12 protein-coding genes and 1 pseudogene are annotated in these 12,686 nt (G+C 75.0%); 10 read left to right on the top strand and 3 right to left on the bottom strand.

The features are described from left to right. Both ACFVHI_RS20185 and ACFVHI_RS20180 read left to right on the top strand, forming a co-directional pair. Window positions 1-506 (top strand): annotated as a pseudogene (locus tag ACFVHI_RS20185) (RNA helicase); the annotation flags it as partial. A gap of 81 nt (window positions 507-587) precedes the next feature. Next, entirely contained in the window at window positions 588-1,466 is an 879-nt protein-coding gene (locus tag ACFVHI_RS20180; protein WP_079136336.1) for a tetratricopeptide repeat protein, read from the top strand. Window positions 1,467-1,556: 90 nt separating this feature from the next. Here ACFVHI_RS20180 and ACFVHI_RS20175 read toward each other — a convergent pair whose 3' ends face one another. After that, window positions 1,557-2,927 carry a DUF1015 family protein gene (locus ACFVHI_RS20175; protein WP_079135935.1) on the bottom strand — a complete coding sequence of 457 codons (1,371 nt, stop codon included), beginning with the start codon at window positions 2,925-2,927 and terminating at the stop codon, window positions 1,557-1,559. Between the two features lie 92 nt (window positions 2,928-3,019). On the opposite strand from ACFVHI_RS20175, the gene ACFVHI_RS20170 reads away from it, so the two are divergent. After that, a complete protein-coding gene (locus ACFVHI_RS20170; RefSeq protein ID WP_079135936.1) occupies window positions 3,020-3,619 on the top strand; it encodes a M48 family metallopeptidase in 600 nt (199 codons plus the stop codon). 134 nt (window positions 3,620-3,753) lie between these two features. Beyond that, window positions 3,754-4,791 carry an HAD-IIA family hydrolase gene (locus tag ACFVHI_RS20165; protein WP_380341252.1) on the top strand — a complete coding sequence of 346 codons (1,038 nt, stop codon included), beginning with the start codon at window positions 3,754-3,756 and terminating at the stop codon, window positions 4,789-4,791. 110 nt (window positions 4,792-4,901) lie between these two features. Here the strand turns inward: ACFVHI_RS20165 and ACFVHI_RS20160 are convergent, their stop codons facing one another. Then, the gene (locus ACFVHI_RS20160) at window positions 4,902-5,249 is read right to left on the bottom strand and encodes an SCP2 sterol-binding domain-containing protein (RefSeq protein ID WP_063349643.1); all 348 of its coding nucleotides are present in this window, start codon (window positions 5,247-5,249) and stop codon (window positions 4,902-4,904) included. Window positions 5,250-5,426: 177 nt separating this feature from the next. On the opposite strand from ACFVHI_RS20160, the gene ACFVHI_RS20155 reads away from it, so the two are divergent. The 4 genes from ACFVHI_RS20155 (at window position 5,427) to ACFVHI_RS20140 (ending at window position 8,363) form a co-directional block, all read left to right on the top strand. After that, window positions 5,427-6,335 carry a histone H1-like repetitive region-containing protein gene (locus ACFVHI_RS20155; RefSeq protein WP_380341248.1) on the top strand — a complete coding sequence of 303 codons (909 nt, stop codon included), beginning with the start codon at window positions 5,427-5,429 and terminating at the stop codon, window positions 6,333-6,335. After that, complete coding sequence (locus ACFVHI_RS20150; protein WP_063349645.1) at window positions 6,319-6,507, top strand: hypothetical protein; 189 nt, start codon at window positions 6,319-6,321, stop codon at window positions 6,505-6,507. Before ACFVHI_RS20155 ends, ACFVHI_RS20150 begins: the two co-directional genes overlap by 17 nt. Further along, window positions 6,504-7,361 (top strand): TlyA family RNA methyltransferase, encoded by an 858-nt coding sequence (locus tag ACFVHI_RS20145; RefSeq protein ID WP_380341245.1) that lies wholly within the window; start codon window positions 6,504-6,506, stop codon window positions 7,359-7,361. Before ACFVHI_RS20150 ends, ACFVHI_RS20145 begins: the two co-directional genes overlap by 4 nt. A 93-nt stretch (window positions 7,362-7,454) precedes the next feature. After that, on the top strand, window positions 7,455-8,363 hold the full coding sequence (locus ACFVHI_RS20140) for an NAD kinase (RefSeq protein WP_063349647.1): 909 nt from the start codon (window positions 7,455-7,457) through the stop codon (window positions 8,361-8,363). Between the two features lie 19 nt (window positions 8,364-8,382). On the opposite strand, the gene ACFVHI_RS20135 is transcribed toward ACFVHI_RS20140, so the two are convergent. After that, the gene (locus ACFVHI_RS20135; RefSeq protein WP_380341241.1) at window positions 8,383-9,882 is read right to left on the bottom strand and encodes a PLP-dependent aminotransferase family protein; all 1,500 of its coding nucleotides are present in this window, start codon (window positions 9,880-9,882) and stop codon (window positions 8,383-8,385) included. Window positions 9,883-10,014: 132 nt separating this feature from the next. Between ACFVHI_RS20135 and ACFVHI_RS20130 the strand changes: the two genes are divergently transcribed. Then, window positions 10,015-10,710 carry a YitT family protein gene (locus ACFVHI_RS20130; RefSeq protein ID WP_380341238.1) on the top strand — a complete coding sequence of 232 codons (696 nt, stop codon included), beginning with the start codon at window positions 10,015-10,017 and terminating at the stop codon, window positions 10,708-10,710. Between the two features lie 88 nt (window positions 10,711-10,798). Further along, window positions 10,799-12,532, top strand: coding sequence for a DNA repair protein RecN (recN, locus tag ACFVHI_RS20125; RefSeq protein ID WP_079136337.1), 1,734 nt, complete (start codon window positions 10,799-10,801; stop codon window positions 12,530-12,532). The last annotated feature ends 154 nt before the right edge of the window (window positions 12,533-12,686 follow it).

The raw sequence follows: 12,686 nt of genomic DNA, 5'->3' as shown, positions 1-12,686 counted from the left end.
TGGCGACCGCCCGTCTGGTGGTCTCAACCGCGTTGACCGTGGTGGCGACCGTGGCGGCTTCCGTCGTGACGACCGTCCGTCGGGTGGCGGTTTCAACCGTGACCGTGGCGACCGTCCGTCGGGTGGTTTCAACCGCGATGACCGTGGCGGCGACCGCGGTGGCTTCCGTCGTGACGACCGCCCCTCCGGTGGCGGCTTCAACCGCGACCGTGGCGACCGCCCCTCGGGTGGTGGCGGCTTCCGTCGCGATGACCGTCCGAGTGGCTTCAACCGTGACCGTGACGACCGTCCGCGTCGTGACGACCGCCCGTCCGGTGGTGTTCAACCGCGACGACCGTGGCGGCGACCGCGGCGGCTTCCGTCGTGACGACCGCCCCTCGGGCGGTGGCTTCAACCGTGACCGTGGCGACCGTCCGTCGGGTGGTTTCAACCGCGATGACCGCGGTGGCGACCGTGGCGGCTACCGCGGCAACCGCGACGACCGCCGTGACGACCGGGGCGGCTACGACGACCGTCGCGGCAACTACGAGCCCGTCAAGCGCCTGCCGATCCCGGAGGACGTCACCGGCTTCGAGCTGGACGGGGACGTGCGCCAGGAGCTCAAGAGCCTTCCCAAGACGCTCGCGGACGACGTCGCCCGCAACCTGGTGATGGTGGCCCGCCTGCTCGACACCGAGCCGGAGGAGGCCTACCAGTTCTCCCGCGTCGCGCTCCGTCTGGCCTCCCGCGTGGCCGCCGTCCGTGAGGCGGCCGGTTTCGCCTCCTACATGACGCAGCGGTACTCCGAGGCGCTGACCGAGTTCCGTGCCGCCCGTCGGATGACCGGCCGTGCGGACCTGTGGCCGGTGATGGCCGACTGCGAGCGCGGTCTGGGCCGTCCGGAGCGGGCCCTGGCGATGGCCGGTGAGCCCGAGGTGAAGCAGCTGGACAAGGCCGGCCAGGTCGAGATGCGTCTGGTCTCCGCCGGCGCCCGCTCCGACATGGAGCAGTTCGACGCGGCCGTGGTGACCCTGCAGAGCCCGGAGCTGGCTTCCAGCGCCGTGCACCCGTGGACCGCGCGCCTCCGGTACGCCTACGGCGAGGCGCTGATCGCGGCCGGCCGTGGCGACGAGGCCCGTGACTGGTTCGCGAAGGCGGCCGAGGCCGACACCGAGGGCACGACCAACGCGGCGGAGCGCCTGGCCGAGATCGACGGTGTGGAGTTCGTGGACGCGCTCGACCCGGAGATGGCCGAGGAGGAGTTCGAGCAGGCCGACGCCCCGGCGAAGAAGCGCGGCGGCGAGGCCTCCGACGACCGCGTGATCTTCGAGGACGAGGAGAACGTCGAGGAGTACTACGACGAGGACGACCTCGAGATCGACGAGGAGTTCGACGGCGTGGTGCCCGCGCGCGCCACCGAGGCCAAGGACGAGGCCAAGGACGAGGCGAAGGCTGACGCCGAGGCCAAGGGCGACGCCCGCAGCTGAGCGGTTCCGACCGACGAGTGAGGCCCTGCCCGCTTCCCTTGAAATTCAAGGGGAAGCGGGCAGGGCCTCTTCGCGTTTCGGCGGGGGAACCTAGCCCAGTTCGAGGTTGCGCAGCACCAGTCCGGTGGCTGGCTTCGGCCCGAAGGAGGTGGACTTGCGCGGCATGGTGACGCCCTGTTCGGCGAGTCTGCGGACCACGCTCTCCCGGACCGGGTGCAGCAGGACGGCGGTGCCGCCGGTGCGCGCGGCCTCCTGCTCGGCGGCTGCGGCGGTGTGCAGGTAGCCGATGTCGTCCGGGCCGTCGGGGACGTGCCAGGTGCGGTCGAGCAGGGTGGCGTGCAGGACGGTGGCGTCCAGATGGCGCCACTCCTCGGGTCGGTCGTGCGGCACGGTGGCGTCGAGCAGTGCCTCCTCGGGCTCGCCGAGCAGCCAGTACACGCCGTCCCCGCCGGTCAGTATGAAGCCGTTGCCGCCGTGCCGTTTCTGTTCGGCGAGGGCCTGGAGGGCGGCGGTCAGCGGGCCGGGGACCTCCTTGACCTTCCACTGGTCGCCGAGCCTCTCCAGCGCCTCGGCCACCGGCAGCCGGTACAGCACCCGGTGGATGGCCCGGACCCGCAGCGGGTAGCGGGCGGTGTCCACCAGGAGCACCAGGCCGCGGTCCCACGGGCTGCGCGGCAGGTGGCGGTGCTCGCGCTGGAGGCGGAGGTACATCTCCCAGCGGTGGTGGCCGTCGGCGATCAGGGCCCGGCAGGTGGCGAGGTCGCGGCTGATCTCGGCGATCTCGGCGGGGTCGGCGACGGCCCAGAGGCGGTGGTGGGTGCCGTCGCTGGTGGCCGTGGAGAGCAGTGGCTCGCCCTGGACGGTCCGCTCGATGACGCCGGAGGCGCCGCCGCTGCCGCGGTAGGTGAGCAGCAGCGGTTCGAGGTTGGCCCGGGTGGTGCGCATCAGGCCGACCCGGTCGGCGACCGGCCGCGGCATCACGTCCTCGTGGGGGAGGACCACGCCGGCCTCGCGACCGCTCACCGCTAGGGCGCCGATCAGCCCGCGTTGGAGCAGCTCGGGGGAGTCGCCGGTGGCGGGCACGCGCTGCTCGTAGACGTAGAGCGCGGGCGCCGGGTCGGCGGCGAGGATCCCCTCGCGCTGCCAGGCGGCCAGGAGCCGGGCGGCGTGCCGGTACTTGGTGTCGCGGTCGGGCCGGTCGCCGGCGTCCTCGGGCTCGGGCCTGGGCAGGATCAGCCGGACCACGTTGTGCGGGTCGGCGGTCTCCAGGTCGAGCCGACGGCCGGGGTCGACGACGTCGTACGGCGGTGACATGACCGCAGCCAGCGCGCCGACCCGATCGGGGACGTAGCGCAGGCCTTGGAAGGGTGACAGGGACAGGCCTGCGGTGGCGACGTGCCCGGGATCGCCGGGGCCGCCCTCGGGAGTCTCGACTCCGTCTTCTGCACTGGGTGTGCTCATTCTGGGCATCGTAACCGGGTACGCGTTGTTGAGAGATCGGAATACCCGTGCTGACCTGTGGGACGGGTGTGCGACCGAGGGCGAGGTACCGCATGGACGACGGGCAGGAACGGCTGGACGGCAGCGGCCCGGCCGAGCAGGGCGGGTTGGACGGCGCCGGTGGCGGGGGTGCGCAGGTGCACGGCGGCGTGCCGGCGCAGGGGCGTTCCGGCGAGCCGACCGGGGACGTGTACGACTGGTTCCGGCGCGGCGGGAAGCTGCTGGCCCAGGGCAACGCGGCGGCCGCCGAGCAGTTGCTGGTCCGGGCGGCGGCGGCCGAGCCGCAGTCGCGCAGCATCCGGGAGACGCTGGCGCGGGCCCAGTTCGACACCGGTTCGTACGCGGCGGCGCTGGAGAACTTCCGGGCCGTCGCGCTGGCCGATCCGTCGGACGACTACGCTCAGTTCGGGTGGGGCGTCGCGGCGGCCCGGCTGGGCGACTTCGAGACGTCCGCCGAGCACCTGGCGCTGGCCGTGGCCATGCGGCCGGGCACCGAGCACTACCAGGCGGCGCTGCGGCAGACCAGGGCGACCCTGGCGGCCCGCGCCGGGGCGTTCGGGCCGCTGCTGCCCGGGGCACCCGGGTACCTGGCGCCCCCGCCGGGCCCGGACGGGGCGCCGACGGGCGACGCCGGTGCGGACGACGAGGTCTGACCGGCTCGGGGCCCACCGGCTCAAGGGCCCACCGGCTCAAGGGCCCACCAACTCAGGGGCCCGGCAACTCAAGGGCCCACCCGCTCGGGGGCACCCGAGGAAGCGAACGACGCAGTGAATGAGGTAGCGCAGCCATGACCGCACCGACCACCACCGTGCGACGGACCGCCCCCGGCGGCAGCGAGCAGCCGTTGACCGAGGCGTACGACACGGCGCTGCTGGACCTGGACGGCGTGGTCTACGCGGGCCCGCACGCGATCGAGCACGCCGTGGACGCGCTGGCCGCCGCCCGGACGGCCGGGATGCGGCTCGCGTACGTGACCAACAACGCCTCCCGCCCGCCGCGGGTGGTGGCCGAGCACCTGACCGGGCTGGGCGTGCCGGCCGAGCCGGCCGACGTGATCAACTCGGCGCAGGCAGCCGCCAGGGTGGTCGCCGAGCAGGTGCCGACCGGGGCGAAGGTGCTGGTCGTGGGCGGTCCGGGGCTGGAGGAAGCACTGGCCGAGCGCGGGCTGGTCGCCGTCCGCTCGCTGGCCGAGGAGCCGCTCGCGGTGGTCCAGGGCTACGACCCGTCGGTCGGCTGGGCGCAGCTGGCGGAGGCCGCGTACGCGGTGCAGCAGGGGCTGCCGTGGGTGGCCTCCAACACCGACCTGACCATCCCGACCGCGCGTGGCATCGCGCCCGGCAACGGGACGCTGGTGGCGGCGGTGCGAGCGGCCGCCGGGGTGGACCCGGTGGTGGCGGGCAAGCCGCAGCCGCCGATGCACCGGGAGACCGTGCTGCGGACCGGCGCGCGGCGGCCACTGGTGGTCGGCGACCGGCTGGACACCGACATCGAGGGCGCGTTCAACGGCGAGGTGGACAGCCTGCTGGTGTTCACCGGGGTGACCACCCCGGCGCAGCTGCTGGCGGCCCCGGCTGAGCACCGGCCGACCTACCTGTCGGCGGACCTGCGCGGGCTGCTGGAGCCGCACCCGGCGGTCACGACCGGGGCGGACGGCTTCGGTTGCGGCGGCTGGGTTGCGTCGGCCGCCGGTGGCGTGCTGCGGCTGGACGGCGGCGGGGACCGCTGGGACGGTCTGCGGGCGCTGTGCGCGGCGGCGTGGACGGCGCTGGACGCGGACGGCGCACCGGCCGACGGGCGCAAGGCCCTGGCCGAGCTGGGGTTCTGAGTCGCCGCACGGCGCTCAAGGCGAGGGCGGTCGGGGCCAGGACGCTCAAGGCGAGGGCGGTCGGGTCCGGAGTGTTCGGGTCCAAGAGGGAAGGACCACGGCGGCCGGGTTCAGAGCAGGGTGCGCAGCCGCAGCAGGTCGCGGAAGCCCGCCTCCAGCCGGATCCGGCCGCCCGCCCAGGCGGACGCGAAGTTGAGCCCGCCGAAGACCACGGCGACCAGGTCGTCGCTGCTCATGGTGAGCCGGATCGCCGCCTTCTCGGCCGGGGCGCCGGAGGCCGAGGCGAGGCCTTGGATCCGGCCGTCGCGCAGTTGGCCGGTGAAGGTCAGGTCGAGGTCGGTGATCCGGCAGCTGAGCGAGCGGTCGAGGGCGGCCGCCTTGCGGACGTCACCGGTGGACTTCGCCATGTTCCGGCTGAGCTGTTCCAGCGCCTCGCGGCACTCCTCGGCGTTGGCCATGGCGGTGGTTCCCCTCCCTGGGCTTCCTGGTGGTTGCGGCAGGTGACGGCGATGGTCCCTGCCGGGCCACGGTACCGCAGGCGGGTTTTGGCGGTAGCGTCGTCCGTGGGGTGCCCGGATCGGCCCGGGCACCGACGGCGACGGAGCGATGCGCGCAGGCGCTAAGGAGGCACCCGGATGCTGCCGAGGACGGTGCGGGGAGTGGTGGAGGTCGCCGCCGGGCTGGCGGAGGAGGTCGGCAAGCGGGTCGTCGGGACGGCGGCCGTGATCCTGGAGCGGACCGGGGTCGACGTCACCGAGGTCGAGCGCCGGCTCGGCGGGCAGTTCCCGCCGTCGGCGAAGACGCTGCAGACGCTGGCGGAGGAGGCGGTCACCGCCGGGCGGGCCGGGGTGGACCTGGCCGTCGGGGTGGCGCGCGGCGAGGTGGAGAAGGCCTTCGAGAAGGTCGGCGACCAGGTGATGAAGGTCGGCGTGGTGCTCGCCTACCTGGAGAGCAAGCTGCGCGAGGTCGAGGAGGAGGCCGAGCCTGCGGTGCGGTCGGCCGGGGTCGACGAGGCGGCGGAGCCGACGCCGGCGCCCCGGGCGGACGACCTGTTCGGGCGCGGCTGGGAGCGGGCGGACGAGCAGCCGGCGGCCCCGGTGGCGGGGGAGCCGATAGTGGCCGAACGGGTGGAGGTGGACGAGCCGGTCGAGGTCGACCCGCCCGTCCCGCCGGTACGGCCGTCGCTACCGGGGAAGGCCGCCGCGAAGCGGACCCCGGTGAAGAAGTCCCCGGCGACGGAGCAGGCCTCGGCGGAGAAGGCCCCGGCGGAGAAGGCCCCGACGGAGCAGACCCCGGCGGCGGGCCGGGCCGGGGCGAAGAAGTCCCCGGCGAAGAAGGCGGCCGCCAAGAAGCCGGTGGCCAAGAAGACGGCCGCCAAGAAGACGACCGTGCGCAAGACGGCCGTCAAGAAGACCGCCACCGCGCAGCAGGCCGCCGCCGAGCCGGCCGCGCAGCCCAAGGCGCCCGCGAAGCGCACGGCGACGAAGAAGACCACCGTCCGCAAGGCCACCAGCACGAAGAAGCCCGATGACCGGACCAGCTGAAGCCGTCGAACCGCTCGGCGTGGAACAGACCCCGACCGGCCACCCCGTGGTGGACGCCGGGCTGGCCCGGCTGGAGGCCCTGGACGGGGTCCCGGCCGAGGCACACGTCGAGGTGTACGAAGATGTTCACCAGCGGCTGGCCGACACGCTGGCCGCGCTCGACCAGGAATGACCCTGGAACGACCCGCAGGACTCGTAGGAGCTGAAACACCAGTGGCAGTGGCACGACGCCGACTCGACGCGGAGCTGGTCCGCCGCAAGCTGGCCCGGTCGCGTGAGCACGCGTCCGAGCTGATCGCGGCCGGCCGGGTGACCGTCGGAGGCACCACCGCGACCAAGCCGGCCACCCAGGTGGAGACCTCGGCGGCGGTCGTGGTGGCCAAGGACGACAACGACCCCGACTACGTCTCGCGCGGCGGGCACAAGCTGGCCGGGGCGTTCGCCGCCTTCGTCCCGCAGGGCCTGGTGGTCGAGGGCCGCCGGGCGCTGGACGCGGGCGCTTCCACCGGCGGCTTCACCGACGTCCTGCTGCGGGCCGGCGCGGTCGGCGTGCTGGCGGTGGACGTCGGCTACGGGCAGCTCGCGTGGTCGCTGCAGAGCGACGAGCGGGTGACGGTGATGGACCGCACCAACGTCCGGGAGCTGACCCTGGAGCTGATCGGCGGCACCCCGGTCGACCTGGTGGTCGGCGATCTGTCGTTCATCTCGCTGGGCCTGGTGCTGCCCGCGCTGGCCGCCTGCGCGGCCGGGGACGCGGACCTGGTGCTGATGGTCAAGCCGCAGTTCGAGATCGGCAAGGAGCGTCTGGGCAGCGGCGGGGTGGTGCGCAGCCCCCAGCTGCGTGCCGAGATGGTGCGCCAGGTCGCCGGGCAGGCGTGGGGGCTCGGGCTGGGCGTGCGCGCCGTCACCGCGAGCCCGCTGCCGGGCCCGTCCGGGAACGTGGAGTACTTCCTGTGGCTGCGCCGGGACGCCCCGCAGCTGGATCCCGCCGAGGCGGACCGGGCCGTCGCGGAGGGGCCCCGATAGGGTGCTGTGGGGGCGTCCGGTCCGTCATGCTGTGTGACGCGGCCGTACCGGGGCCGAAGGCGACCCGGCAGGCGTGAGGGAGAGGGCAGCGGCATGAGCGATGAAGAACGTACGGTCTTCCTGATCGCGCACACCGGCCGGGCGGCGGCGCTGCGCAGCGTCGAGGCCCTGGTGCACGGGCTGCTGAAGGCGGGCATCCGGATCAGACTGCTCGCCTCCGAGGCGCTGGACCTGGACCTGCCGGACGGGGTCGAGAAGGTGGCCGGGGGGCCGGGCGCGGCGGACGGCTGCGAGCTGATCCTGGTCGCCGGCGGGGACGGGACGCTGCTGCGCGGGGCGGAGCTGGCCCGCGAGCACGGGCTGCCGATGCTCGGGATCAACCTGGGCCGGGTCGGCTTCCTCGCCGAGGCCGAGCGGGACGATCTGGCCGTGGTGGTCGAGCGGGTGGTCGACGCCGACTACGAGGTCGAGGAGCGGATGACGATCGACGTCATCGTCCGCACCAACGGCGATGTGGTGCACCAGGACTGGGCGTTGAACGAGGCGTCGATCGAGAAGGCGTCCCGGGAGCGGATGCTGGAGGTGGTGACGGAGGTGGACGGCCGCCCGGTCTCCAACTTCGGCTGCGACGGCGTGGTGTGCGCGACGCCGACCGGTTCCACCGCGTACGCGTTCTCCGGCGGCGGGCCGGTGGTGTGGCCGGAGGTGGAGGCGCTGCTGATGGTGCCGATCTCCGCGCACGCGCTGTTCGCCCGCCCGCTGGTGACCTCGCCGGATTCGGTGCTGGCCGTCGAGGTGCAGCCCAAGACCCCGCACGGCGTGCTCTGGTGCGACGGGCGGCGTACGGTCGAACTGCCCGCCGGCGCACGGGTGGAGGTCCGCCGGGGGCAGACCCCGGTGCGCCTGGCCAGACTGCACCGGGCGCCGTTCACCGACCGGCTGGTGGCCAAGTTCGCGCTGCCGGTGACGGGTTGGCGCGGGCGGGCGAACACCCACTGCTGACGGCCCGTCAGGCCGCTGGTCAGATCGCCAGCGGCGGGGTGTCGCCGGGCGGCCCGTATCGGCCGCCCGCCGTCGCCCGGGCGGCGGTCTCGGCGAGCCGCTGCACGGCGGCGGGGACGGCCGGGGCCGGCACGGTGAGCGGGATCCGGACGTGGTGCTCGAACGCGCCGTCCGAGCCGAACCGGTTGCCCGAGGCGATCCGCACCCCGGCGCGTTCCCCGGACCGGGCCAGCGCCGCGCCGGACAGCCCGCCGGTGGACACCCAGAGCGAGAGCCCGCCGGGCGGCGGCATGAACGACCAGCCCGGCAGGTGCTCGGGCAGTGCGGCGGCGAAGGCGTGCGCCGTCGCCCGCAGCCGGTCCAACTGGTGCGCCCGGACGGCGGGCAGCGGCTCGCCCAGCAGTTCGGCGGCGATCAGCTGTTCCAGGACCGGCGTGCCGACGTCGCTGTAGACCCGGTCGGCGGCCAGCCGGCGCACCAGCGCGGGCGCGGCCCGGACCCAGCCGATCCGCAGGCCGCCCCAGAGCAGCTTGCTGGCCGAGCCGACGGTGACCACCTGGGCGGACCGGTCCAGCGCCGCCATCGGGCGCGGCAGCGGGACGGACTCCGGTACGCCCCAGCCGAGTTCGGCGGTGGTCTCGTCGACCAGGACGACGCTGCCGGCGGCCCGGGCGGCGGCCAGCAGCTCGCGGCGCTGCTCCTCGCCGATCAGCGCGCCGGTCGGGTTGTGGAAGTCCGGGATCACGTAGGCGACCTTGGGCGCGGCCCCGCGCAGCACCCCGCGCCACTCGGTGAGGTCCCACTCGGGCTGGGGGCGGTAGCCGTACGGCACCGGCACCAGGCGGGCGCCGGTGATCCGGAGCGCCTGGAGGGTGTGGGCGTAGCTGGGCGCCTCGACGGCGACCCGGTCGCCGCGGCCGATCAGCGCCCGCTGGACCAGGTGCAGCCCGCCCATCGCGCCGGTGGTGACGAGGATCTGGTCGGGGGTGGTGGGCAGGCCGCGCTGGGTGTAGCGGCGGGCGAGGGCCTCGCGCAGCACCGGGACGCCGGTGGGGTAGTGGCCGTGCCCGGCGGCGTAGCAGGGCAGCTGCTCGACGGCCCGGACGGCGGCCTCGCCGAGGAAGGGCTGCGGGGCCGGCAGGGCGGCGACGCCGAGGTCCAGGGTGCGGCCCTGCTCGTCCGGGGGGACGGGGTGCAGCGCGTCGCTGGGCGGCGGGGCACCGTCGGGCAGGGTGGTCCAGCTGCCGGCGCCGCGGCGGCTGAGCAGGTAGCCGTCGGCGCGCAGGGTTTCGTAGGCGGTGGCGACGGTGGTGCGGCTCAGCTCCAGGGCTCCGGCGAGTTCGCGCTCGGCGGGCAGCCGGGCGCCGACCGGCAGGCGGCCCTCGGTGACCAGCAGCCGGATCTGCCCGGCGAGGGTCCGGTAGGCGGGGCGGCGGGCGGTGGCCGGCTCGGGCAGCCGGGCGGCGGCGAGCAGCCGGGCGAGCGCGGGCGGGGTGACGGTGGTGTGCCAGTCGGCCAAGGCTGATCAGTCCACTTGCTCGAAATTGGCCCTGGAGCGGGCTCTATTGGCCTGACCATCATGGCAGTGCGGCCGTCGAGTCCGCCACCGCCGGGGCCGCCCGGGGTGCAGCACCACCCGCAGGAGCGCCCGATGGCCACCACGACCACGCCCACGACCACGCCCGAACCCGCCCCGGAGGCCGCCCGGCCCCCGCTCGCCGCCCGGGTGCTCGGCGACACCCACGCCCTGGGCCGCCGGATCCCGCAGCTCGCCGTCGGCCTCTACCTGTACGGCGCGAGCATGGCGCTGATGCTGCGCTCCGGCCTCGGCCTCGACCCGTGGGACGTCTTCCACCAGGGCCTGCAACGCGTCGCCGGCCTCTCGGTGGGCACCTGGGTGACCATCTGCGGCGCCCTGGTCCTGCTGCTGTGGATTCCGATCCGCCAGCGCCCGGGCGTCGGCACCGTCGCCAACGTGCTGGTGCTGGGCGCCTCGATGGACCTCACGCTGCGGCTGGTCGACGGCCCGCACGGGCTGCCCGCCCGGATCGCGCTGATGGCCGCCGCGATCCTGCTCAACGGCCTGGCCACCGGCCTCTACATCGGTGCCCGCCTGGGCCCGGGCCCGCGCGACGGCCTGATGACCGGCCTGCACCGGCGCACCGGGCGTTCGCTGCGGCTGATCCGCACCGGCATCGAGGTGACGGTACTGGTCGCCGGCGTCCTGCTGGGCGGCACCGCCGGGGTCGGCACGGTCGCGTACGCACTGGCGATCGGCCCGCTGGTGCAGATCTTCCTGCCGTGGTGCACGGTGCCGGGACCCGGGCAAACGCCCCGGAAGGGGTGAACTTCCGGGCGCGGAGTTGCCGCGCGGCGTTGCCGCTCGTCGCGCGCCGGGGGTGGAACCTCGTAAGGTCGTCTCCGTGTTGGACGAGATGCGGATACGGGATCTTGGGGTCATCGACGACGCGGTGGTCGAACTCGCCCCCGGCTTCACCGCCGTGACCGGTGAGACCGGCGCCGGAAAGACCATGGTCGTGACCAGCCTCGGCCTGCTGCTCGGCGGCCGCGCCGACCCGGGCCTGGTGCGCAACGGGACCGGACGCGCCGTCGTCGAGGGCCGGCTGGAGCTGCCCCCCGGCTCCCCGGCGGCGATCCGCGCGGCCGAGGCCGGGGCCGAACTGGACGAGGGCGCCCTGCTGATCAGCCGGACCGTCTCCGCCGAGGGCCGCTCCCGGGCGTACGTCGGCGGTCGGGCCGTCCCGGTCGGGCTGCTCACCGAACTCGGCGAGGAACTGATCGCCGTGCACGGCCAGACCGACCAGCAGCGGCTGCTGCGCCCGGCCCGCCAGCGCGGCGCGCTGGACCGTTACGCGGGCGAGGCGGTGGCCGAGCCGCTGGCCCGCTACCGGGAGACCTACCGGAGCCTGCGCGAGGTCTCGGCCACCCTGGAGGAGCTGACCACCCGGGCCCGTGAGCGCGCGCAGGAGGCCGATCTGCTGCGCTTCGGCCTGGACGAGATCGCCGCCGCCGAGGCGGTGGCCGGCGAGGACACGGAGCTGGCCGCCGAGGCCGAGCGGCTGGGCCACGCCGACGCGCTGTCCTCCGCCGCGACCCTCGCCCACGCCGCCCTGGCCGGCGACCCGGCCGACCCGGAGGCACTGGACGCGGGCACCCTGCTCGCGCAGTCCCGCCGCGCCCTGGACGCCGTGCGCCACCACGACGAGCGCCTCGCCGGCCTCGCCGACCGCCTCAACGAGGTCGGCTACCTGCTCGCCGACGTGGCCGGCGACCTGGCCGGCTACGCGGACGACCTGGACGCCGACCCCGTCCGGCTCGCCGCCGTCGAGGACCGCCGGGCCGTCCTGGCCCAGCTGCTGCGCAAGTACGGCGGCCCGGAGAACTCCCTCGCCGAGGTGCTCGCCTGGGCCGAGGCCGGCTCCGCCCGGCTCGCCGAACTCGACGGCGACGACGACCGGATCGACCAGCTCGGCGCCCAGGAGACCGCGCTGCGGGCCGAGTTGGCCGAGCTGGCGGCCGAGGTGTCGGGCGCCCGGCAGGCCGCGGCCGGGCGTTTCGCCGACGCCGTCTCCGCCGAACTCGCCGAACTGGCGATGCCGCACGCCCGGGTGACCTTCTCGATCGCCCAGGTCGACGACCTGTCGGGGATCGAGGTCGACGGCCGCACCGTCGCCTACGGCCCGCACGGCGTGGACGAGGTCGAGGTGCTGCTCGCCCCGCACCCCGGCGCCCAGCCCCGCCCGATCGCCAAGGGTGCCTCCGGCGGTGAGCTGTCCCGCGTGATGCTCGCCGTCGAGGTGGTCTTCGCGGGCGCCGACCCCGTCCCCACCTACCTGTTCGACGAGGTGGACGCGGGCGTCGGCGGCAAGGCCGCGGTCGAGATCGGCCGCCGGCTGGCCAAACTGGCCGAATCCGCCCAGGTCGTGGTGGTCACCCACCTGCCGCAGGTCGCCGCCTTCGCGGACCGGCACCTGGTGGTGGAGAAGACCAACGACGGCACCGTGACCCGCAGCGGCGTCAAGGTGCTGAACGACGAGGAGCGGGTGCGCGAACTCTCCAGGATGCTGGCCGGCCTGGAGGACTCCGAGCTCGGCCGGGCCCACGCCGAGGAACTGCTGGCCGCCGCCCGGGCCCCGCGCCACCGCTAACGCGGGTCCGGCAACCCCCGGCTGGACCTGCTGCGACAGGCCCTGGCCGGGGCGTCCGACCCACCGACAGGGCCGGGTGGCCCTTGCGGACGGAAGGCGACGCGCCCCCGGTGGCGCCGACTGTCCAAGAGGGCCGCCGACCTGGCATGGTGGC

The organism is Kitasatospora sp. NPDC127121 (assembly GCF_042677305.1).
Taxonomy (GTDB): Bacteria; Actinomycetota; Actinomycetes; order Streptomycetales; family Streptomycetaceae; genus Kitasatospora.
Note: the sequence above shows the minus strand (reverse complement) of the source record. Positions and strands in the feature narration are given on the sequence as shown.

What these genes read in the sequence shown, in the direction of transcription:
- ACFVHI_RS20145 (WP_380341245.1), top strand. Translation starts at nt 6,504, where the DNA reads ATGACCCTGGAACGACCCGCAGGACTCGTAGGAGCTGAAACACCAGTG.
- ACFVHI_RS20140 (WP_063349647.1), top strand. Translation starts at nt 7,455, where the DNA reads ATGAGCGATGAAGAACGTACGGTCTTCCTGATCGCGCACACCGGCCGG.
- ACFVHI_RS20175 (WP_079135935.1), bottom strand. Translation starts at nt 2,927, where the DNA reads ATGAGCACACCCAGTGCAGAAGACGGAGTCGAGACTCCCGAGGGCGGC.
- ACFVHI_RS20165 (WP_380341252.1), top strand. Translation starts at nt 3,754, where the DNA reads ATGACCGCACCGACCACCACCGTGCGACGGACCGCCCCCGGCGGCAGC.
- ACFVHI_RS20170 (WP_079135936.1), top strand. Translation starts at nt 3,020, where the DNA reads ATGGACGACGGGCAGGAACGGCTGGACGGCAGCGGCCCGGCCGAGCAG.
- ACFVHI_RS20155 (WP_380341248.1), top strand. Translation starts at nt 5,427, where the DNA reads ATGCTGCCGAGGACGGTGCGGGGAGTGGTGGAGGTCGCCGCCGGGCTG.
- ACFVHI_RS20150 (WP_063349645.1), top strand. Translation starts at nt 6,319, where the DNA reads ATGACCGGACCAGCTGAAGCCGTCGAACCGCTCGGCGTGGAACAGACC.
- ACFVHI_RS20130 (WP_380341238.1), top strand. Translation starts at nt 10,015, where the DNA reads ATGGCCACCACGACCACGCCCACGACCACGCCCGAACCCGCCCCGGAG.
- ACFVHI_RS20160 (WP_063349643.1), bottom strand. Translation starts at nt 5,249, where the DNA reads ATGGCCAACGCCGAGGAGTGCCGCGAGGCGCTGGAACAGCTCAGCCGG.
- recN (WP_079136337.1), top strand. Translation starts at nt 10,799, where the DNA reads ATGCGGATACGGGATCTTGGGGTCATCGACGACGCGGTGGTCGAACTC.